The following is a 21,162-nucleotide window of genomic DNA, read 5'->3' as shown; positions in this document are numbered from 1 at the left end:
GGGTGGCGACGAACCACCGGGGCGGCTGTGCGGTCGGAACCGGACGACCGGGTAGGGTCTGACGCCGTGCCCGGCAATCCACGTCCCCAGATCGTGAATCCCGTCCGGCTCGGCGACCTCGTCGCCCGGCTACGGGCCAGCACCCCGGCGACCGGCGACCAGCCGCTCGCGCTGCCGCCGGAAGCCGCCGAGGTCGCGGTCACCGGCGCCACCCACGCCAGCCAGGAGGTCCGCCCCGGCGACCTGTACGCCGCCCTGCCCGGCGCCCGTAGGCACGGCGCGGAATTCACCGCCCAGGCCGCGGCGGCCGGCGCGGTGGCCGTGCTCACCGATCACGCCGGCGCTGCCGCGGCGGCCGAGGCGGGCCTGCCGGCCTTGGTGGTGCCCGACCCGCGGGCGGTGCTCGGCCTGGTCGCCGCCGCCGTCTACGGCGACCCCACGGAGGGCCTGACGATGATCGGGATCACCGGCACCGCGGGCAAGACCTCCACCGCCTACCTCGTCGAGTCGGGGCTGCGGGCCGCCGGTCACACCACCGGGCTGATCGGCACCGTGGAGACCCGCCTCGGTGACCTGGTGGTGGACAGCGTCCGCACCACGCCGGAGGCGACCGACCTGCACGCCATGCTGGCCGCGGCCCGCGAGCGAGGGGTGACCGCGGTGGTGATGGAGGTGTCCAGCCACGCGCTGGTGATGGGCCGGGTGGGCGGCGTGCGCTTCGCCGTGGGCGGTTACACCAACTTCGGCTCCGACCACCTCGACTTCCACGCCGACTCGGCGGACTACTTCGCGGCCAAGGCGCGGCTCTTCGACGGCCGGTGCGGCGTCGAGGTGCTCAACCACGACGACCCGGCGCTGCGGCCGCTGTTCAAGCCGGCCACGGTCAGCTACTCGGCGACCGGTGACCCGACCGCCACCTGGTACGCCACCGGCGTCGGCGGCGAGGGCTACGCGCAACGGTTCACCGTGCACGGTCCGCACGGGGAGACCCTGGAGACCGGCGTGGCGCTGCCCGGCCGGCACAACGTGGCCAACGCGCTGCTGGCCATCGCCATGCTGGTGGCGATCGGGGTGGACCCGGCCACCGCGGCGGCCGGGGTGGCCGACTGCGGCGGGGTTCCCGGGCGGCTGGAACTCGTCAGCGGCGCGGCCCCGGTGCGCGGGGTGGTGGACTACGCGCACAAGGCCAACGCCATCGAGGCGGTGCTGGTCGCGTTGCGCGGCCTGAGCGCCGGCCGGCTGATCTGCGTGCTGGGCGCCGGCGGCGACCGGGACCGGGGCAAGCGGCCGGTGATGGGCGCGACCGCGGCGCAGGGGGCCGACGTGGTGCTGGTGACCGACGACAACCCGCGTACCGAGGACCCGGCGGCGATCCGGGCCGAGGTGCTGGCCGGGGCGTACGAGGCGGGCACCCCGGCGCGGATCATCGAGGCGCCCGGCCGGCGGGACGCCATCGCCGAGGCGGTCCGGCTGGCCGAACCGGGTGACGTGGTGGCGCTGCTGGGCAAGGGACAGGAACGAGGCCAGGAGGTGGGTGGCGAGGTGCTGCCGTTCGACGACCGGGTGGAGTTGGCGGCGGCGCTGCGGGCCCGTTTCGGCGACCTGGTGGGGCAGCGATGATCCCGCTGACGCTGGCCGAGGTCGCCGCGGCCGTCGACGGGCGGCTGGTGGCCGCCGAGCGGGACGCCCGGGTGACCGGGACGGTCGAGTTCGACTCCCGCAAGGTGGCCGCCGGTGGGCTCTTCGTCGCCTTCCCCGGGGAGAAGGTGGACGGGCACGACTACGCCGCCCGCGCCGTCGAGGCGGGCGCGGTGGCGGTGCTGGGTACCCGCGAGGTGCCCGGGGTGCCGATGGTGCTGGTCGCCGACGCGCTCGACGCGATGGGCTGGCTGGCCCGCGCGGTCGTCGACCGGCTGCCGGGGCTCACCGTGATCGGGCTGACCGGCTCGTCCGGCAAGACGACCACCAAGGACCTGATCGCCCAGCTCACCGTCCGGCTCGGCCCGACCGTGGCGCCGCCCGGCTCGTTCAACAACGAGTTGGGCCACCCGTACACGGCGTTGCAGGCCACGCCGGAGACCCGCTACCTGGTGATGGAGAAGGGCGCCCGCGGGGTGGGGCACGTCCGCTACCTGTGCGACGTGGTGCCGCCGCGGATCTCCGTGGTGCTCAACGTCGGCGTGGCGCACATCGGCGAGTTCGGCTCGGTGGAGGCGATCGCGCTGGCCAAGGGGGAGCTGGTCGAGGCGCTGCCCGCCGACGGGCTCGCGGTGCTCAACGCCGACGACCCGCTGGTGGACGCCATGGCGTCGCGTACGGCGGCCCGGGTGGTCCGCTACGGCGAGTCGGAGCGGGCCGACGTGCGCGCCGTGGACGTCACGCTGGACGAGCGGGGCCGCCCGGCGTACACCCTGGTGACGCCGGAGGGGAGCGCGCCGGTGCGGCTCGGGCTGACCGGCCGCCACCAGGTCTCCAACTCGCTGGCCGCCGCGGCGGTCGCCCGCGAGCTGGGCATGCCGCCGGCCGAGGTGGCCGCGGCGCTGGGCGAGCTGGGCCTGGTCTCCACCCGCCGGATGGATGTCTTCGAGCGTTCCGACTCGGTGACGGTGATCGACGACTCGTACAACGCGAACCCGGCGTCGACCGGCGTGGCGCTGCGGGCGCTGGCCAGCATGCGCGGTCGGGGGCGTACGGTCGCGGTGCTCGGCTACATGGCCGAACTGGGCGACTTCGAGGCCGAGGGACACCGGCAGGTCGGCCGGCTCGCGGCCGAGCTGGGGGTGGACCGGCTGCTCGTGGTGGGTGAGCCGGCGGCGCCGATCCACGAAGGCGCGACATCCGTGAACGACTGGGGAGGAGAGTCGGTGCTGCTCACCGATCAGGCGGCGGCCGTCGAGGTGCTGCGGGGCGAACTGAGGCCGGGCGACGTCGTCCTGGTGAAGGGCTCCCGGTACCGGACCTGGGAGGTGGCCGACGCGCTGCGCGAGCCGGCCGCCGGGAACGTGGCGGTCGCGACCGAGGGCGGCGCCGCATGAGGGCGGTCATCGTCGCCATCGGGGTGGCCTTCGTGGTCTCGCTGCTCTGCACCCCGATCGCGATCAAGGTGTTCACCCGGCTCAAGGCCGGCCAGCCGATCCGGGCCGAGGGCCCGGCGATGCACCAGGGCAAGAAGGGCACCCCGACGATGGGCGGGGTGGTGTTCATCCTGGCCACCGTCATCGCGTACGTCGCCGGCCACCTGGCCCTGACCACCCTGCCGGACCAGCAGATCGCGCAGGTCGAGCCGACCATCACGGCGCTGGTGCTGCTGGGGCTGATGGTCTTCTCCGGCGCGGTCGGTTTCCTCGACGACTTCCTCAAGGTCCGCAAGCGGCACAGCGGCGGCCTGAACAAGCGCGGCAAGCTGCTCGGCCAGATCCTGGTCGGCGTGGTCTTCGGCATCGTGGCGCTCTACTTCCCGTCCACGATGACCGACGCCGGGGGCAAGACCACCAACACCGAGACCGTGGCCAGCACCACGCTGAGCTTCATCCGGGACATCCCGGCGCTGGAGATCGGCAAGATCGGCTCGGTGATCGTCATCGTGATGGTGGTGATGGCCGCGACGAACGGCGTGAACCTCACCGACGGCCTGGACGGTCTGGCCACCGGCGCCTCGGTGATGGTGCTGGGGGCGTACGCGCTGATCGCCTTCTGGCAGTACCGGCACTGGTGCGCCGACCCGAACTACCCGGCCGGGGAGTACTGCTACACCGTCCGGGACCCGCTGGAGATCGCGTTGATCGCCGGGGCGGCCGCCGGGGCCTGCGTCGGCTTCCTCTGGTGGAACACCTCACCGGCGCGGATCTTCATGGGTGACACCGGGGCGCTCGGCCTGGGCGGGTTGATCGCCGGCATGGCGATGTCCACCCGGACCATCCTGCTGCTGCCGATCCTGGGCGGGCTCTTCGTGATCGTCACGATGTCCGTGGTGATCCAGATCATCTCGTTCCGTACGACCGGCAAACGGGTGTTCCGGATGTCCCCGTTGCAGCACCACTTCGAGTTGGCCGGCTGGAGCGAGGTCAACATCGTGGTCCGCTTCTGGATCATCGCCGGGATCGGCGTGGCGATCGCGCTGGGCCTGTTCTACAGCGAGTTCCTGGCCGCGGTCACCTGAGCCTGGTTCCACGTTCCGACACGCCGACCGGGCGGTTCACCGGGAACGGACCCGCCCGACCCGCAATGATGGTCGGGTGGGGGAGGACCGAGGTACCGGCACGACGACGACGGACACGGCGGCACGGCGGGTGACGGGCGGTGGGCGTACGCCCGACCCGCCCGCACCGCCGTCCGGGGCGACCGCGGCGGCCGGGCTGGCCGCGCTGCGCGGTCTGCTGGCCCGGCCGCTGGCCTCGTACTATCTGCTGCTCTCCAGCGGCGGCCTGCTGCTGGTGATCGGCCTGACCATGGTCTTCTCGGCGACGTCGGTGGTGGACTACGCCAAGGACGGCGACGCCTCCGCCTCGCTGGCCAAGCAGACGATCTTCGCGCTGATCGGCGTGGTGGCCTTCTGGGCCTGCCAACGGCTGCCCGCCCGCACCTACCGGGCGCTGGGCCGCCCGGCGCTGGCCACCGCGATCGCGCTGCTGCTGGTGCTCAACCTGCTGCTGGCCTACGCCCGGCTGACCGGCCAGGAGGACGGCGTCATCGGCCCGCTGCGGGCCCACCTGAACTGGCTCTACCTCGGCCCGGTCCAGCTGCAGCCCTCCGAGCTGGCGAAGTTCGCGCTGGTGCTCTGGGGGGCCCGGGTTATCGCTCGCAAGGGCGCCGCGCTGGGCTGGTGGAAGGAGCTGGCCACCCCGATGTTCCCGGTGATGGGCCTGCTCGCCGTGCTGGTCGGCTACAACGACCTCGGCACCATGCTCTGTCTGCTGGCGATCGTGGTGGGCCTGCTCTGGGCGGCCGGGGTGCGGACGCAGATCTTCGCCGTGCTCAGCGCTGTCGGCGTCGCCGGCATCGGCCTGCTGATCGCCGCCGCCTCGCTCGGCGCCGGTTCCGGCGAGCGGGACGCCACCAACTACCGCTTCGCCCGGCTGACCTCTTTCCTGGAGGACCCGGCGAAGTGCAAGCTCACCAGCTGCTGGCAGATCTACCAGGGGCGGCTGGCCATCGAGCACGGTGGCTGGTTCGGCGTCGGCCTGGGCAAGAGCAGCCTGAAGTGGGACTGGCTGCCCGAGGCGCACAACGACTTCATCTTCGCGATCATCGCCGAGGAGTTGGGCGTGGTCGGCTGCACGGTGGTGCTGGTGCTCTTCGCCGTGCTGGCCTACAGCGGGCTGCGGATCGCCCGCCGGGTCGAGGACCCGTTCCGCCGGCTGGCCGCCGCCGCGGTCACCACCTGGCTGGTCAGCCAGGCGGCGATCAACATCGGTGGGGTGGTCGGCCTGCTGCCGATCACCGGCCTGCCGCTGCCGTTCATCTCCGACGGCGGCAGCGCCCTGGTGGTGACGATGGCCGCGGTCGGGATGCTCGCCTCGTTCGCCCGCGCGGAGCCGGACGCGGCCCGGGCCCTGCACGCCCGTCCGCCGGCCCGATGGGTCCGGCTAGTGTGGGCCCCGTTGCCGCCGCTTCCCGGCCGGCGCCGCCGACCGGCGGCACCGCCGCCGGCTGCCCGAGGGTCCGTGCCCCGGGCGCGAGCGCGGCGGTCCGACGACCAGGCCGCACCCCGCGCCGCCCGCACGGGCCGGGCGGGGACGGCGAACGAGAGGAGACGCTGATGGGTCCGCTGCGTTCGGTGGTGCTCTGCGGAGGGGGCACGGGTGGGCACATCTACCCGCTGCTGGCCTTCGCCGACTGCCTGCGCCGACACGACCCGGGCGTCCGGATCACCTGCCTCGGCACGCCGAAGGGCCTGGAGAACGAGCTGATCCCGCCGCACGGCTACGACCTGCGCCAGATCCCGGCCTACCAGCTGCCCCGCTCGATCAACCTCAACCTGGTCCGCACCCCGGACCGGATGTGGAAGGCGGCGCGCGCGGCGGGCAAGGTGATCGACGAGGTGCGGGCCGACGTGGTGGTCGGCTTCGGCGGGTACGTCTCGGTCCCCGGCTACCTGGCGGCCTGGCGGCGCGAGCTGCCCATCGTCATCCACGAGGTGAACGTGCCCCCGGGCGTGGCCAACCGGATGGGCATGAAGTTCACGAAGAACGTCGCGGTCGGCTTCCCGCACCAGCCGGCCCAGGCCGAGGCGCTGCGTGACGCCCGCGTGGTCGGGGTGCCGCTGCGCCGGGGCATCTCCGGGCTGGACCGGACGGCCATGCGCAACGCCGCCCGCGCCCACTTCGGACTCCGCCCCGACCTGCCGGTGCTCTTCGTCGCCGGTGGCTCGCAGGGCGCCCGCTCGATCAACCTGGCCGTCTCCGGGGCGGCCAAGGAGCTGGCCCGCAACGGCGTGCAGGTGCTGCACGTGATCGGCGCCCGCAACGAGCCGGTGCCGGTCCCCACCGACCTGCCGGTGCCGTACGTGACCCTGCCCTACCTGTCGGAGATGGAGCTGGGCTACGCCGCCGCCGACCTGATGCTCGCCCGGGGCGGGGCGATGACCTGCGCCGAGGTGGCCGCGATCGGCCTGCCCACGATCTACGTGCCGTACCCGCACAGCAACCAGGAGCAGAAGCGCAACGCGCTGCCCGTGGTGCAGGCCGGTGGAGGGCTGCTCGTCGACGACGCCGAGCTGACCCCGGACTGGCTGGAGCGTACGGTGATCCCGCTGGTGCGGGACCCGCAGCGGCTCGCGGCGATGAGCCACGCCGCCGCCGCGTACGGCCGTCGCGACGGCGACGAGGCGCTGCTCAGGTTCGTCTACGAGGCGGTCAACCGGTGAGCGCGAGGAGTGAGCCGGGGTTGCGAGCCCCGCAGTCGCGAACGAACGGTGGACCGGTGATCTGGTCGACCGCGACGGGAAGGTACACCGCATGAACACCGCGCAGTTCACCCCGGCCGGCACCCTCACCGCGGAGGACCTGGGCCGGATCCACCTGATCGGCGTCGGCGGCGTCGGGATGGCCGGCCTGGCCCGGCTCTTCCTCACCCGGGGCCTGCCGGTCTCCGGCAGCGAGCTGCGGGAGTGGCCCTCCCTGGCCGGCCTGCGGGCGCTCGGCGGGACGATCCACATGACCCACGAGACGGCCAACCTGGACGGCGTGGACACCGTGGTCTACTCGACCGCCATCCCGCAGGACCACCTGGAGATGGTCGAGGCGCGCCGGCGCGGCCTGCGGGTGCTGCACCGCTCCGAGGCGCTGGCCGCGGCGATGACCGGCCGGCGCACGGTGGCGGTGGCGGGCACGCACGGCAAGACCTCCACCACCTCGATGATCACGATGGTGCTCCAGCAGGCCGGGGTGGACCCGTCCTTCGTCATCGGCGGCGAGATCTCCGAGTCGGCGTCCAGCGCCCACCACGGCACCGGCGAGTACTTCGTGGTGGAGGCGGACGAGAGCGACCGCTCCTTCCTGATCTACCGCCCGTACGTGTCGATCATCACGAACATCGAGGCGGACCACCTCAACACCTACGGCGACCTGGCCACCCTGGAGGCCGCGTTCGCCGAGTTCGCCCGGCTCACCGACCCGGAGGGCTTCATCGTCACCTGTGCCGACGACCCGGGTGGGCGGCGGCTGGCGGAGACGCTGCGCGCCGAGGGGCGACGGGTCTGGACGTACGGCGAGGCGGCCGACGCCGACCTGCGGATGACCGAGCTGGCGTCCTCGGCGCGGGGCGTGCGCTTCCTGGCCGAGATGCAGGGGCGGTCGCTGGGCGAGATCCGGCTGCCGATCCCGGGCCGGCACATGGGGCTAAACGCCGCGTCGGCGGTGCTCACCGCGTACCTGCTGGAGCTGCCGCTGACCGCGGCGGAGGCCGCGCTGGGCGCGTTCCCCGGCGTGCGGCGGCGGTTCGAGCGCAAGGGCGTCGCGGACGGTGTGCTGGTCTACGACGAGTACGCCTACCACCCGACCTCGATGACGCTGGCGTTGCAGACGCTGCGCGAGGTGGCCGGCGAGGGCCGGCTGATCGTGGTGTTCCAGCCCTACCGGCTCTACCGGACCCGGGACAACCAGGCCGAGATCGCCGCGGCCCTGGGCATCGCCGACGAGGTGGTGCTGCTGGAGGTCTTCGGCCCGGGTGAGCTGCGGGCGCCGGGGGAGGGCTCGGTGGCCCTGATCGCGGAGGTGCCGTTGCCGGCCGACCGGAAGGTCTTCGTCGACTCGTGGGAGGCGGCTCCGGTGGAGGTGGCCCGCCGGGCCAGGGCCGGTGACGTGGTGGTGACGATGGGCGCGCCGCCGATCTCGCTGATGGGTGACGAGCTGCTGGACGCGCTGCTGGCCCGCACGGGCGACGCCGGCACGACCGCGATCGGCTCGGCCGTGGGTCCGGACGCGGCCGCCGCGGCCGGATGAGCCCCGGGCCGGCGCGAGGCCGTACCTCCGGGGCGGACCCCGGTGGTACGCGCCGCGGGCCGGTCCGGCGTTGGCAGTTGGTCCGCGCCGGCACCGACGCGGTTCCGCCGTCCACCCGACGGTTCATGGCCCGGGCCCGGCGTCGCCGGATGCGGGCCGCGCTGCCCTGGGCGGTCGCCGCCGGGGTGCTCGCCCTGGCCGGGCTGGTCGCCTGGACGGTCCTCGGGACCGGGCTGTTCGGGGTCCGGGAGGTCCGGGTGGAGGGCGCGAAGCTGGTCACCCCGGTGCAGGTGCGGGACGCGGCGGCGGTGCCGGACGGGGTGCCGCTGGCCCGGGTCGACCTGGCCGGCGCGGCCCGCCGGATCGGTGCCCTGGCTCCGGTGGAGCGGGCGTCGGTGCACCGGGACTGGCCGGGGACGCTGGTGGTCCGGGTGGTGGAACGCCGGCAGGTGGCGGTGGTGCCGCAGGGCGACCGGTTCGCGGTGGTTGACCGGGCGGGGGTGGTCTTCCTGACCCCGGCCGAGCAGCCGGCCGGGCTGCCGTTGCTGCGGGTGGCGCGGCCGGGGCCGGAGGATCCGGACACCCGGGCCGGCCTGACCGTGCTCGCCGCGCTGACCCCGCCGCTGCGCGCCGTGCTGCGGGAGGTCGAGGTGGACGGGCTGGCCCGGATCAGCCTGCGACTGGCCGACGACCGGACGGTGGTCTGGGGAGACTCCAGCCGGGGTAATGACAAGGCGAGGGTGGCCGCGGCGCTGCTCGGTCGGGAAGCCGACACGATCGACGTCAGCGCGCCCGACGTGGTGACCTTCAAGTGATCCGGGGGGTGGACGTGAGACGTTCCGCTCCGGGCGGCGACACGCCGCGCAGGTCCTTGGCTCGCGGCGTGGGTGCGCCTACGTTGCCCGGAAGAGGATCAGTGGTTGACATAACCGTAAGCCTCTAGTAGAGGGTTAGGGTTCACCCCCGATCCTCCACTGGGGACCGTCGAGTCGGCCACCGTTCTGGCCAAGCCGTTACTGGTCGGCCCACGCCAATCTCGAAGGGAAAGGGACCGGAGATGACACCTCCGCACAACTATCTGGCGGTCATCAAGGTCGTCGGCATCGGTGGCGGCGGCGTCAACGCCGTCAACCGCATGATCGAGGTTGGGCTCAAGGGCGTCGAGTTCATCGCGATCAACACCGATGCGCAGGCGCTGCTGATGAGTGACGCCGACGTGAAGCTCGACGTCGGCCGGGAGCTGACCCGCGGGCTCGGCGCCGGCGCGAACCCCGACGTCGGCAAGAACGCCGCCGAGGACCACCGCGACGAGATCGAGGAGGTGCTCAAGGGCGCCGACATGGTCTTCGTGACCTGCGGCGAGGGCGGCGGCACCGGCACCGGCGGCGCGCCGGTGGTGGCCAACATCGCCCGCAAGCTGGGCGCGCTGACCATCGGCGTGGTGACCCGGCCGTTCTCGTTCGAGGGCAAGCGCCGGCAGGTGCAGGCCGAGTCGGGCATCGACGAGCTGCGCAACCAGTGCGACACGCTCATCGTGATCCCCAACGACCGGCTGCTCGCGCTCGGTGACCGCAACATCAGCATGATGGACGCCTTCCGCACCGCGGACCAGGTGCTCCTCTCCGGTGTCCAGGGCATCACCGACCTGATCACCACCCCGGGACTGATCAACCTGGACTTCGCCGACGTCAAGAGCGTGATGAGCGGCGCCGGCAGCGCCCTGATGGGCATCGGCAGCGCCCGCGGCGAGAACCGCGCCGTCGAGGCGGCCGAGGCGGCCATCTCCAGCCCGCTGCTGGAGCAGAGCATGGACGGCGCGCGGGGGGTGCTGCTCTCCATCGCCGGCGGCTCCGACCTGGGGCTGTTCGAGATCAACGACGCGGCTCAGCTGGTCACCGACGCCGCCCACCCGGACGCCAACATCATCTTCGGCGCGGTGATCGACGACGCGCTCGGCGACGAGGTGCGGGTGACCGTGATCGCCGCGGGCTTCGACGGGGGCGCCCCGGCGTACAAGGCGGCCGAGACGGCACGCAAGACCAACCAGAACCAGCCCGCGCAGCCGGCCACGCCGGTGACGCCGCCCGCGCCGATGCCCCCGCCGGCCCAGTCCCCGCGTCGGGTGCTCTTCGACGACGTGGACGTGCCGGACTTCCTCAAGAACGGGTCCTGAGTCGTACCGATGACACAGCGGGACGCCACGGTGCGGCCGGACCGGCGGGCCGAGCTCGCGGCCGCCCTGGGCCGGGTCCGGACCCGGATCTCGGACGCCTGCGCGGCGGCCGGCCGGGACCGGTCCGCGGTGACGATGATCGCGGTGACCAAGACCTACCCGGCCGGCGACGTGATCGCGCTGGCCGGGCTCGGGGTCACCGACGTGGGGGAGAATCGCGACCAGGAGGCGGCCGGCAAGGCCGCCGAGGTCGCCGCGGCCGGGCTGCGTCCGCGCTGGCACTTCATCGGCCAGTTGCAGCGCAACAAGTGCCGTTCGGTGGTCCGGTACGCCGACGTCGTCCACTCGGTCGACAGCGTGCGGCTGGCCGGGGCGCTGGCCACCGCGGCGGCGTCCCGGGAGCGGCCGCTGGAGGTGCTGGCCCAGGTCAGCATCGACGGCGACCCGGCCCGGGGCGGGGCGTTGCCCGGCTCGGCCGACCCGGACCGGGGGCTCGGGCCGGTGGCCGAGGCGCTGGCCGCGGCCGGGGAGCTGCGCTTCGCCGGGCTGATGGCGGTCGCCCCGCTGGGCTGGGAGCCGGAGCGCGCCTTCGCCCGGCTCGCCGAGGTGGCCGCCGAGGTGCGGGCGGCCCATCCGGCGGCCACGGCGCTCTCCGCGGGAATGAGCGGGGATCTGGAAATCGCGATCCGGTACGGCGCGACACATGTCCGCGTCGGCAGCGCGTTACTCGGAATGCGTCCCACCCTGGGGTAGCCTGACCGCGATAAGCAAATTACATCAGTGTTGTTTGAGGAACGGCGTCCCCTTGTCGGGGGCCACGGCGGACGGAACGCGAACCGGACGCCAGGGGATTGCCGGTCCGATCCGGTGGGCATGGTCGTCCACTAGTGATCAGGCGACACGGCACGGGGGTGCGTGCCGCACGGCGGACGGAAGGGCGCGGGATGGGTGCACTGCGCAAGGCGGGGGTCTGGCTCGGTCTCGTCGAGGAGGACGACGAGCGGGCCTACGATGACGGCGGCTACGACAAGGGTGGCTACCGCGAGTCGCGGTACCGGTCGAGCAGCCGGTACGCCGAGGAGTTCGCCGACGACGAGGACGACGAGCCCGACGAGCCGCCGGCGCCGCGGCCCCGGGTGGGTGACCGGGGTCGGCTCGGCGAGCGGTCCACGGCCCGTGGCCTGGACGGCGACCGGGCCGACGTCGAGCGGCCGGAGCGGCCGGAGCGGGCGGAACGGTCCAGCGTCCGGTCGATCACCCGGTCCGGGGCCGGCGAGACGTCCGGGGCGCTGACCTACCACACCCGGGACAACCTGGCCCTCGCGCCGCAGGTCCAGCCGAGGGAGCGGGTCGTGCCGGTCGAGGACGAGCAGCGGTACCAGATCACCACGCTGCACCCGACCACCTACCGTGAGGCGCGCACGATCGGCGAGCACTTCCGGGACGGGGTTCCGGTGATCATCAACCTCACCGAGATGGACGAGGCCGACGCCCGCCGACTGGTGGACTTCGCCGCCGGGCTGGCCTTCGGGCTGCGCGGTACGATCGAGCGCGTGACCAACCGGGTGTTCCTGCTCTCACCGGCCAACGTCCAGGTCACCGCGGAGGACAAGGCCAAGATCGCTGAGGGCGGCTTTTTCAGCCTGAGCTAATCCTCCGCTCGACCGAGGGACGTCGCCTGCCGTGTTGTCGATCCTGCTTCAGGTTCTCTACCTGATCCTGTACGTCTTTCTGCTCCTGCTGCTGGCCCGTTTTGTCCTGAGCGCGGTACTCCAGTACGGTCGCCGCTGGCAGCCGGGCCGGGGAGCGGCCGCGGGACTGGAATCCGTGTGGAGCGTCACTGATCCGCCTCTCAAGGCGTTGAGGCGTGTGATCCCTCCACTGCGAATTGGTACCGTGAGCATCGACCTGGCCTCCCTTGTGCTCCTGGTTATCCTGTTCGTGCTGATGGAGTTCGTGTTGAAGCGGCTGATCCTCGGGTGAACGACCCGCTGGAACAGCCCGCTACGCGGCCGCAACTGACCCGAGGAGTTTCGATGCCGCTGACCCCGGCCGACGTCCACAACGTCGCCTTCAAGAAACCGCCGATCGGTAAGCGGGGGTACGACGAGGAGGAGGTCGACGCCTTCCTGGACGAGGTCGAGCGCGAGCTCGCCCGTCTGATCGAGGAGAACAACGAGCTGCGTGCCCAGGTGGAGCGCGGTGGCCGTGGCGGTGCCCCCGCCGGCCCCGGCGGCGACGCCCGGCTCGCGGCCGAGCTCAACGACGTGAAGGCCCAGCTCGACCGGGTCCAGCGTGACAAGTCGGCCGCCGAGCAGGCGGCCCGTGCGATGCAGGCCGAGCTGGAGCAGGTCCGCGCGACCGGCGGCCCGGCTGCGGCCGCCGGTGACGGCGAGCAGCAGGCCCTGCGGGTGCTGATGATGGCCCAGCGGACCGCGGACGACCACGTCTCCGACGCCCGCCGCGAGGCCGACCAGCTGCTCTCCGAGGCCCGTTCGAAGGCCGAGGAGGTCACCCGCGAGGCCCGCGCCAAGGCCGACGCCCTGGAGCGGGACGCCCGGCAGCGGCACCAGGAGGCCATGGGCGGCCTGGACGCCAAGCGCACCGCGCTGCAGAAGCACATCGAGGAACTCAAGCAGTTCGAGCGCGAGTACCGCACCCGGCTCAAGGCGTACCTGGAGAGCCAGCTGCGGGACCTCGACGGTCGGGGCCAGGGCCTGGAGGCCGAGATGACCCGCGTCGAGGGCAACCGGTCGGGGGCCGGCACCAACGGCCTCGCCACGGCCGGCCTCGCGGGCTCGTACGGCGGGGGCCGCTCCGGCGGCGCCCTCGAGTCGGGTCGCTGACCCAACCGTCGGCGGCCGTCGCCTCGAGCGCGGCGCCCGCCGGCCCTGCCACACCGACTGCGAGGCGGCGGGGGTGAGCCGTGATAGTCGCAAGCGTGCTGCTCATCCTCGTCGCCGTCGGGTCACTCGTCCTCGGCCTGGCCAGTGGGTCCAGCCCGCTGCTGGTCGCCTCGATCGCGGCCAGCCTGTTGGCCGCGATCGCGCTGGTGGTGGGCGCCCGCCAGGCGGCCACCGCCCGCGCCGCTGCGGCCCGGGCCGGGACGGCCCCGCGTGACCCGTCCGTCGCGCCGGCGGACATCCCGGGGCAGTACGTCCCCACGACGGTCGACACCGACGGCGCCGGGTGGCGGCAACCGCCCGGCCCGTCGGCGACCGTCGACCCGTTCGCCGAGGCCGGGCCCGACCTCGACCTCGACGCCGACCGGTACGCCGGCGCGAACCCCTACGCCGGCCGGCCACCGTTCGACCCGCTCGACCAGCGGTTCGTGACCCCGGAGCCGGTGGCCACCTCCGTGCTCCTGCCGGACGAGCCGCCCGCCGAGCCGGTCACCCCCGCACAGGCCGCACTGGTGGCCCGGCTGCAGGCCGAGGTGCGGGTGGTGGACGGCCGGCCCCGCTACCACCTCGCCGACTGCGTCCACCTGGTCGGCCGCGACGACGAGTCGCTCCCGGTCGCCGAGGCGGTCGAGCTGGGCTTCACCCCGTGCTCCCGCTGCACCCCGGACGCCGTGCTGCTCGCCGAGTCCGGCCCGAGTTGAGCCGCCCCACCGTGACCGTGGACGACACCCTCACCGTGGCCGTACGGGTGAAGCCGGGCTCCTCCCGGGCCCGGGTCGGCGGCCGGTACGACGGTCCGCACGGCCCCGCCCTGGTGATCGCGGTGAACGCGCCGGCCGTCGACGGGCGGGCCACCGAGGCGGCCCGCCGTGCCCTGGCCGACGCGCTCGGCCTCCGGCCGGCCGCGGTGTCCCTGCGGGCCGGGGCGACCAGCCGGGACAAGCTCTTCGGGGTCCAGGTGACGCCGGGCCTGCCGGAGGCGCTGCGCCGGCTGCGCGACGGATCGGCCGGGTGACGGCGCCGCCGGTCGGTGGCCCGTGACGCCCGGGCTCGACCTGGCCCTGCTGCTCGGGGCCGCCGTCCTGCTGGTGGCGGTCGGCGCGGTCCGCTTCTCCACCCGCCTGGGCGTGCCCAGCCTCCTGGTCTACCTGGCGCTGGGCGTGGCGATCGGGGAGTCCGGCCTCGGGATCCGCTTCGACGACGCCGAGCTGACCCGGGTGCTCGGGTTCTGTGCGCTGATCGTGATCATCGCCGAGGGTGGGCTGAGCGCCCGGTGGAGCACGTTGCGCCCGGTGCTCGGCCTGGCGGCGACGCTGTCCACCCTCGGCGTGCTGGTCAGCATCGTGGTGGTCGGCGTGGTGGTGCACGTCGCGCTCGGCCTGGACTGGCGGCTGGCCCTGCTCTACGGCGCGGTGCTCTCCTCCACCGACGCCGCCGCGGTCTTCGCCACCCTGCGCCGGCTGCGCCTGCCACCCCGGCTGGTGGCCACCCTCGAGGCCGAGTCCGGCATGAACGACGCCCCGGTGGTGCTGCTGGTGGTGCTGCTGTCCCGGGGCGCGCCGACCGGCCACCCCTGGTGGTACGAGGTGCTCGTGCTCGGCTACGAGCTGGGTGCCGGCGCGGCGGTCGGCCTGCTCGCCGGGCTCGCCGGGCGGTTCGCCCTGCGCCGGGAGGCGTTGCCGTCGGCGGGGCTCTATCCGATCGCGGTGGTCGGCTTCACGGTGCTGGCGTACGCGGCCGGCGCGGTGCTGCACGCCTCGGGTTTCCTCGCCGTCTACGTCGCCGGCGTGCTGCTGGGCAACGCGCGGCTGCCGCACCGGCAGGCCATCCTGGGGTTCGCCGACGGGTTGGCGTGGCTGGCCCAGATCGGCCTGTTCGTGCTGCTCGGCCTGCTGGTCACGCCGAGCCGGCTGGGCGCGGCGGTGTGGCCGGCGGTGGTCACCGGGCTGGCGCTGGTGCTGGCCGCCCGGCCGCTGTCGGTGGCGGTCGCCGCGCTGCCGTTCCGGTTCCGGCTGCGGGAGCAGGCGTTCCTGTCCTGGGCCGGGCTGCGGGGGGCGGTGCCGATCGTGCTGGCCACCATCCCGCTGTCGGAGCGGGTGCCGGGCGCGGACCGGCTCTTCGACGCGGTCTTCGTGCTGGTGGTGATCTTCACGCTGCTCCAGGCGGGGACGCTCGCGCCGGCGGCCCGCCGGCTGGGGGTGACCGCGCCGGCCGAGGCGGCGGAGATCCGGGTGGAGACCGCGCCACTGGAGCGGATGCGGGCCGACCTGCTCCAGCTGGAGGTGCCACCGGGTTCCCGGCTGGGCGGGGTGCACGTGGACGAGCTGCGGCTGCCGGTGGGTGCCGCGGTGACCCTGGTGCTGCGCGACGGCGTCGGTTTCGTGCCCGGTCCGGACACCCGGCTGAAGGTGGGGGACAGCCTGCTGATCGTGGCCACCGCGGGGGTGCGGGACGCCGCCGAGCGCCGGCTCCGGGCGGTCAGCCGGCGGGGTCGTCTGGCCAGGTGGTTTGGCGAGTACGGCGAAGATCACGACGACTGATCTGCTAGCGTTCCTTTTGCCCTGGTTAGGGGATGATCGAGGCGGAATCACGGTGCCACGGTGCGCCACGTTGTCGGACGCCTGTACGTTCCGTATTCTTGCCAACCTCCGGAGTGCGCGGTCGTCGCTGCCGTGTGCCCGTTTCGTACCTGCATGGGGGACGCCAGGCCGGCGGACCCTGTCCGACCGCCGACCGCTGCGGGTCTTCCGTGGCCGAGGGAGCTGACGATGGCGAAGCCAGCCGACACCAGGACCGCCGGCCGTAAGCCGGTGGCGAAGGCCACCCGCAGCGCGGCGGAGACCGAGAAGATCCGGGCGGCCCTGGCGGCACGGCGCGACGAGTTGCGCGCCGAGTACGATCAGACGCTGAGCGAGATCACCGAGCTGCAGCGCGACCGGCTGACCGACTCGGCCGGGGACGACCAGGCCGACACCGGGACCAAGACGTTCGAGCGGGAGCAGGAGATCTCTCTCGCCAACAGCATCCGGGAACGGATCACGCAGGTCGAACGCGCCCTGGAGCGGCTCGACGAGGGTGGCTACGGCTGGTGCGAGCGGTGCGGCGACCCGATTCCGGTGGAGCGGCTCGCCGCCTTCCCGTCGGCGACCCTCTGCGTGAAGTGCAAGCAGCTGGAGGAGCGGCGCTGAGGTCCGCTCCCCGGCGGCGATGAGCCGACGGTGAGGCATCACCGTCGATAGTGTCGATGGGGAGCAGATGACCGCAGCGCCACCCGCTGGATCCGGCACCGCCGAGCCGGGCGGCGGCACCCGTCGCCGAAAGGCGGTCGGGGTGCTCGTCGGCCTCGCCGTCGCGGTCCTCGCGGCCGACCTGCTCACCAAGCAGTGGGCGCTCTCCGCGCTCACCGACCGCGCCCCGGTGCGGGTGCTCGGTGGAGCGGTCTACTTCAGCCTGACCCGCAACAGCGGCGCCGCCTGGAGCATCGGCTCCGACCACACCTGGGTCTTTCCGCTGATCACCCTCGGCGTCGTCGGCTGGATCTGCTGGATGGCGGTACGGCTGCGCTCGGTGCCCTGGGCGGTCTCGCTGGGCCTGGTGCTGGGCGGGGCGCTCGGCAACCTCGTCGACCGGATCTTCCGCGCCCCGGGTCACTTCGTCGGCCACGTGGTCGACATGGTCAGCCTCTTCGACCCGTACGGGCAGGTCTGGCCGGTGTTCAACCTGGCCGACAGCGCCCTGGTCTCCGGGGTGACCCTGGCGGTGCTGCTGGAGCTGACCGGACGCCAGCGCGACGGTGGCCGGGCCGGAGCCGACCGGCCGACCGCCGGCGCCGAACCCACGCCGGAGCCCGCCGACGGCACCACCACCGAGCCCCGGGGGCGCTCGTGACCTCCGCCTTCTCCGCGGGCGGCGACCACCGCTCGCTGCCGGTCCCGGACGGCCTGGAGGGCATGCGCCTCGACCAGGCGGTGTCCCGGCTGTTCGGTCTCTCCCGCACCGCCGCAGCGGCGCTGGTCGACGCCGGTGACGCGCTCGTCGACGGCGCCGCGCGGGCCAACTCGTACAAGGTCAAGGCGGGCTCCTGGCTGGAGGTCACCCTCCCCGCGCCGGCCGCCCCGCCGACGGTGGTGCCGCAGGCCGTTCCCGGCCTGGACGTGGTCTACGCCGACGACGACATCGTGGTGGTGGACAAGCCGGTCGGGGTGGCCGCCCACCCCAGCCCCGGCTGGACCGGCCCGACCGTGATCGGCGGCCTGGCCGGCATCGGGCACCGCATCTCCACCAGCGGCGCCGCCGAGCGGCAGGGCGTCGTGCATCGGCTGGACGTCGGCACCACCGGGATCATGGTGGTGGCCAAGAGCGAGCAGGCGTACACGGCGTTGAAGCGGGCCTTCAAGTACCGCGAGGTGGAGAAGCGCTACCACGCCGTGGTGCAGGGCCACCCCGACCCGTCGCGCGGCACCATCGACGCGCCGATCGACCGGCACCCGAACCACGACTACCGCTGGGCGGTGGTCTCCGGCGGCAAGCCGAGCATCACCCACTACGACACCCTCGAGGCGTTCCCGGCGGCGAGCCTGCTCGACGTCCGGCTGGAGACCGGGCGTACGCACCAGATCCGGGTGCACTTCTCCAGCATGCGGCACCCGTGCGTCGGCGACCTCACCTACGGCGCGGACCCGACCCTGTCGGCCCGGCTCAAGCTGTCCCGGCAGTGGCTGCACGCCCGCTCGCTGAGCTTCACCCACCCGGGCACGGGCGAGGAGGTCACGTTCGTCAGCGACTACCCGGCGGACCTGGCCCGGGCGCTGGAGATCCTGGCCGACTGACGCCGGTGCGAGCTGTCCGATGAGCCGAGCGGAAGAACCGACCGCCGCGCCGCCGGCGTCGCCCCGGTGGCGGACGCCGGGGCGGCTGACCGTCGCCGCGCTGGCCGGCGTGCTCGCCGTCGGGGCGGTCGCCGCCCGTACGGCGGACCGGCCGGCGGCGGTGGACACCACGGTCGGCGAGGTGACCCGGGTCGGGGTGGCCGCCGGCGGCTCCGTCCCCGCCTACCTGCGCGCCTCGTCCGCCGAGCTGGCGGCCCTGCCGGCCGGCGGTGAGCCGTACGCGCTGGTCACCTTCGCCGGCTACCTCCCGCCGGGACGGCTGGCGCCGGTACTGGCCGGGACGACGGTCGCCGAGGTGGTCGCCCGGGTGCCGCTGCCGCAGCGGCAGACCGAGATCGTCCGGATCCCCGCGCAGCTGGTGCCGGAGCACGTCCGAGCCGGGATGACCGAGGTGGCCGCGCGCAAGGACCGGGAGGCCGCCGACCAGCGGGACCGGTCCGCCGCGCTGACCGACGCCACCGATCCCGGTGGTGAACTGCGCCGGGTGTACGACAGCGGCGCCCGGGTGGCGACCGCCGAGGCGGCGGCGTACCGGTCCGGCTGCTCCTGCGTGTACGCGGCCCTGGTCCGGGCCGACCCGGCCGCGTTGCGGGCGCTCGCCGGCCGGCCCGGGGTCCGCGCGGTCGATCCGGCGCCCGAGCTGCGGCGGCTCGACCGGGCGGTGCTCACCCCACCGCTGCCGGAACAGCGCGACCTGGCCCGGCCGCCGGCCGACCGGGAGCTGGCCCCGGGCGGGTGATTCGTCGGAAGCGGCACCGGAGGTGATCGATCCGTCACCGGGGCCGGCCGCGCGGCCGACCGGTCCGCCACCCGGCGGCACCGCGCTGACCTCGCCGGACACGCTCCGGCCCGGAGGCGCCGGCAGGCGGCGGCGAGCATGACCGACGGGGGATGTGCGCGCACGGGTGTGGTCCGAATAGGGTTTGTCTCCGTAGCCTGTCAGGCGGGAACCGATGGCGCTGGGAGGGCGAGCCTTGGACGGCACGGAGACCGGCTGGTCACGGCCGGTCGAACCAGCACCGCGGTGGCGGGCGCTGTTCGACCGGGCCCGGCTCGGCGGTCGTACCGCGGAACAGGCCGACGCCGACCACCGCACGGAGGAGCCCCCACCGGCGGCGCGGGAGGCGTTGCCGCGACGCGCGTCCGGCAGCGGGTACTCGGGGCGGGTGTCGGCGGTCGGCCGGGTGACCGAGCCGGCGTACGACCCGCTGGCCGGCTACCGGGCAGAGGACGGCTACCGGGCCGACCCCACCCACCGGGCGGGGCCGGGCTACGGCGCGGAGCCGGGCTACGGCGCGGAGTCCTATCGCGAGCCGGCGTATCCGGAGCCGGGTCGTCCCGACGCGGCCTACCGGGAGCCGGGGTACGGGGCCGAGCCCGGTTACCGGGCCGAGGGGACGTACCGGGTGGACCCGGCGTACCGGGCCGAGCCGGCGTACCAGCCTGAGCCGGCGTACCAGCCCGAGCCGGCGTACCAGCCCGAGCCGGCCTACCGGGCCGAGTCGGCGTACCAGCCCGAGCCGGCGTGGCAGGAGCCGGTGGCCGAGTCGCGGTACTCGGCGCTGGAGAACGGCTACCGGCACGAGCCGCCCCCGGTGGAGTCCCGGTACGCGCTGCTGGAGGGGCGCGGCTACCGGCCCGAGGCGCACCAGCCGGAGGCGCGGCGGCAGCAGCTCGCCCCAACGGTCGCCCCGCCGGAGCCGGCCCGCCCCGGTCCGCTCGACCCGGACTACGTCGACCCCGGCCACCCGGATCCGGGTTACCCACCCACACCGGCCCGGCCGGAGCCCACGTACCGGTCGGTGGCGGCGGTCGAACCGGCGTACCGGGCCACCGCCGCCGTCGAGGCGGCCCCGCCCGTGGTCGCCTCCGCCGTGGTCGCCTCCGCGGTGGTCGCCGAGCGGCCGGACTGGCGGGCGCCGGCACCGGAGAGCGAGTCCGAGCGGGCGTCCGCCGTGCTCCGCCGCGAGCTGGGCGCCCCGCGGGTGCTGGCCTTCGCCAACCCCAAGGGCGGCGTGCACAAGACCACCGCCACGGTGCTCGCCGCCGCCACCGTGGGCAGCGTGCGCGGCAAGGGCGTGCTCGCCTGGGACGACAACGAGCTGCGCGGCACGCTGGGCCTGCGCGCCGGCAGCGCCCGGCACGCCCGCACCATCCGGCACCTGATCCACGACCTCGCCCAGATCGAGATCCTGGAGGGTGCGACCCTGCTGGACCAGCTGGACGACTACCTGCGGCACGCCTCCGACGGCTCGTACGACGTGCTGGCCGGTGAGGAGAGCCCCCGGTTCGCCCAGCGGCTGGACCAGTTCACCGTCAAGCGGGTGCTGGAGCTGCTACGCCGTACCCACGACGTGGTCTGCGTGGACACCGGCAACAACGTGGAGAGCGCCAACTGGCGGACGGTGATGCAGGCCGCCGACCAGCTCGTCGTCACCACCGTGCCGCGCGAGGACGCCGCGTTCAGCGCGGACTGGATGCTGGACCTGCTGCACGAGGTGGGGATGGGGGAGCTGGCCGACAACGCGGTGACCCTGATCTCCTGCCCCACGCCGGGCCGGTCGTCGTTGCAGACCGACCTGGAGCGGCACTTCGCCACCCGGACCCGGGCGGTGGCCGTGGTGCCGTACGACCCGGCGCTGGAGACCGGCTCCTCGATCGAGTACCACCAGCTCCAGCCGGACACCCGGCGCGCCTGGCTGGAGGCCGCCGCCGTCATGCTCGAACCCTTCGCCCGCTGACCCCGCCCGGGCTGA

The 21,162-nt window shown here is 74.1% G+C and carries 20 protein-coding genes; all 20 read left to right on the top strand.

All coding sequences use genetic code 11. The annotated features are described in order from the left end of the window. Nucleotides 1-27: 27 nt before the first annotated feature. The 20 genes from GA0074704_RS22620 (at nucleotide 28) to GA0074704_RS22525 (ending at nucleotide 21,147) form a co-directional block, all read left to right on the top strand. Nucleotides 28-1,620, top strand: a complete 1,593-nt coding sequence (locus tag GA0074704_RS22620) for a UDP-N-acetylmuramoyl-L-alanyl-D-glutamate--2,6-diaminopimelate ligase (protein ID WP_172880723.1) — start codon at nucleotides 28-30, stop codon at nucleotides 1,618-1,620. Continuing rightward, on the top strand, nucleotides 1,617-3,035 hold the full coding sequence (locus tag GA0074704_RS22615) for a UDP-N-acetylmuramoyl-tripeptide--D-alanyl-D-alanine ligase (protein WP_088972361.1): 1,419 nt from the start codon (nucleotides 1,617-1,619) through the stop codon (nucleotides 3,033-3,035). The genes GA0074704_RS22620 and GA0074704_RS22615 overlap by 4 nt, the downstream gene beginning before the upstream one ends. Continuing rightward, nucleotides 3,032-4,159, top strand: a complete 1,128-nt coding sequence (gene mraY / locus GA0074704_RS22610) for a phospho-N-acetylmuramoyl-pentapeptide-transferase (protein WP_088972360.1) — start codon at nucleotides 3,032-3,034, stop codon at nucleotides 4,157-4,159. The genes GA0074704_RS22615 and mraY overlap by 4 nt, the downstream gene beginning before the upstream one ends. A gap of 196 nt (nucleotides 4,160-4,355) precedes the next feature. Then, on the top strand, nucleotides 4,356-5,759 hold the full coding sequence (locus GA0074704_RS22605) for an FtsW/RodA/SpoVE family cell cycle protein (RefSeq protein WP_157743823.1): 1,404 nt from the start codon (nucleotides 4,356-4,358) through the stop codon (nucleotides 5,757-5,759). After that, nucleotides 5,759-6,865 (top strand): undecaprenyldiphospho-muramoylpentapeptide beta-N-acetylglucosaminyltransferase, encoded by a 1,107-nt coding sequence (gene murG / locus GA0074704_RS22600; RefSeq protein ID WP_088972358.1) that lies wholly within the window; start codon nucleotides 5,759-5,761, stop codon nucleotides 6,863-6,865. The genes GA0074704_RS22605 and murG overlap by 1 nt, the downstream gene beginning before the upstream one ends. Before the next feature lie 91 nt (nucleotides 6,866-6,956). Beyond that, complete coding sequence (gene murC, locus GA0074704_RS22595; protein WP_088972357.1) at nucleotides 6,957-8,441, top strand: UDP-N-acetylmuramate--L-alanine ligase; 1,485 nt, start codon at nucleotides 6,957-6,959, stop codon at nucleotides 8,439-8,441. Next, complete coding sequence (locus GA0074704_RS22590) at nucleotides 8,438-9,256, top strand: cell division protein FtsQ/DivIB (protein ID WP_088972356.1); 819 nt, start codon at nucleotides 8,438-8,440, stop codon at nucleotides 9,254-9,256. The genes murC and GA0074704_RS22590 overlap by 4 nt, the downstream gene beginning before the upstream one ends. 242 nt (nucleotides 9,257-9,498) lie before the next feature. Next, nucleotides 9,499-10,614, top strand: a complete 1,116-nt coding sequence (gene ftsZ, locus GA0074704_RS22585) for a cell division protein FtsZ (protein WP_088972355.1) — start codon at nucleotides 9,499-9,501, stop codon at nucleotides 10,612-10,614. Between the two features lie 9 nt (nucleotides 10,615-10,623). Continuing rightward, nucleotides 10,624-11,367, top strand: a complete 744-nt coding sequence (locus GA0074704_RS22580; protein ID WP_088972354.1) for a YggS family pyridoxal phosphate-dependent enzyme — start codon at nucleotides 10,624-10,626, stop codon at nucleotides 11,365-11,367. 191 nt (nucleotides 11,368-11,558) lie between these two features. After that, nucleotides 11,559-12,266: a cell division protein SepF gene (locus GA0074704_RS22575; protein WP_088972353.1), complete on the top strand. Its 708-nt coding sequence runs from the start codon at nucleotides 11,559-11,561 to the stop codon at nucleotides 12,264-12,266. A gap of 31 nt (nucleotides 12,267-12,297) precedes the next feature. After that, nucleotides 12,298-12,597: a YggT family protein gene (locus GA0074704_RS22570; RefSeq protein ID WP_088972352.1), complete on the top strand. Its 300-nt coding sequence runs from the start codon at nucleotides 12,298-12,300 to the stop codon at nucleotides 12,595-12,597. 53 nt (nucleotides 12,598-12,650) lie between these two features. Next, complete coding sequence (locus tag GA0074704_RS22565) at nucleotides 12,651-13,460, top strand: DivIVA domain-containing protein (protein WP_088972351.1); 810 nt, start codon at nucleotides 12,651-12,653, stop codon at nucleotides 13,458-13,460. Between the two features lie 80 nt (nucleotides 13,461-13,540). Then, a complete protein-coding gene (locus GA0074704_RS22560; protein WP_088972350.1) occupies nucleotides 13,541-14,218 on the top strand; it encodes a hypothetical protein in 678 nt (225 codons plus the stop codon). 11 nt (nucleotides 14,219-14,229) lie between these two features. Beyond that, nucleotides 14,230-14,532, top strand: coding sequence for a DUF167 domain-containing protein (locus GA0074704_RS22555; protein WP_088972349.1), 303 nt, complete (start codon nucleotides 14,230-14,232; stop codon nucleotides 14,530-14,532). Between the two features lie 22 nt (nucleotides 14,533-14,554). Then, nucleotides 14,555-16,057, top strand: coding sequence for a potassium/proton antiporter (locus GA0074704_RS22550; RefSeq protein WP_088972348.1), 1,503 nt, complete (start codon nucleotides 14,555-14,557; stop codon nucleotides 16,055-16,057). A gap of 228 nt (nucleotides 16,058-16,285) precedes the next feature. Next, nucleotides 16,286-16,705 (top strand): TraR/DksA family transcriptional regulator, encoded by a 420-nt coding sequence (locus GA0074704_RS22545; protein WP_088972347.1) that lies wholly within the window; start codon nucleotides 16,286-16,288, stop codon nucleotides 16,703-16,705. A 67-nt stretch (nucleotides 16,706-16,772) separates the two neighbouring features. Continuing rightward, a complete protein-coding gene (lspA, locus tag GA0074704_RS22540) occupies nucleotides 16,773-17,405 on the top strand; it encodes a signal peptidase II (protein WP_088972346.1) in 633 nt (210 codons plus the stop codon). After that, nucleotides 17,402-18,346, top strand: a complete 945-nt coding sequence (locus GA0074704_RS22535) for an RluA family pseudouridine synthase (protein ID WP_088972345.1) — start codon at nucleotides 17,402-17,404, stop codon at nucleotides 18,344-18,346. The genes lspA and GA0074704_RS22535 overlap by 4 nt, the downstream gene beginning before the upstream one ends. Before the next feature lie 19 nt (nucleotides 18,347-18,365). Further along, the gene (locus tag GA0074704_RS22530) at nucleotides 18,366-19,145 is read left to right on the top strand and encodes a hypothetical protein (RefSeq protein WP_231926652.1); all 780 of its coding nucleotides are present in this window, start codon (nucleotides 18,366-18,368) and stop codon (nucleotides 19,143-19,145) included. Between the two features lie 235 nt (nucleotides 19,146-19,380). Further along, complete coding sequence (locus GA0074704_RS22525; protein WP_377470646.1) at nucleotides 19,381-21,147, top strand: MinD/ParA family ATP-binding protein; 1,767 nt, start codon at nucleotides 19,381-19,383, stop codon at nucleotides 21,145-21,147. The last annotated feature ends 15 nt before the right edge of the window (nucleotides 21,148-21,162 follow it).

The sequence above is a fragment of the Micromonospora siamensis genome, assembly GCF_900090305.1.
Lineage (GTDB): Bacteria > Actinomycetota > Actinomycetes > Mycobacteriales > Micromonosporaceae > Micromonospora > Micromonospora siamensis.
Note: the sequence above shows the minus strand (reverse complement) of the source record. Positions and strands in the feature narration are given on the sequence as shown.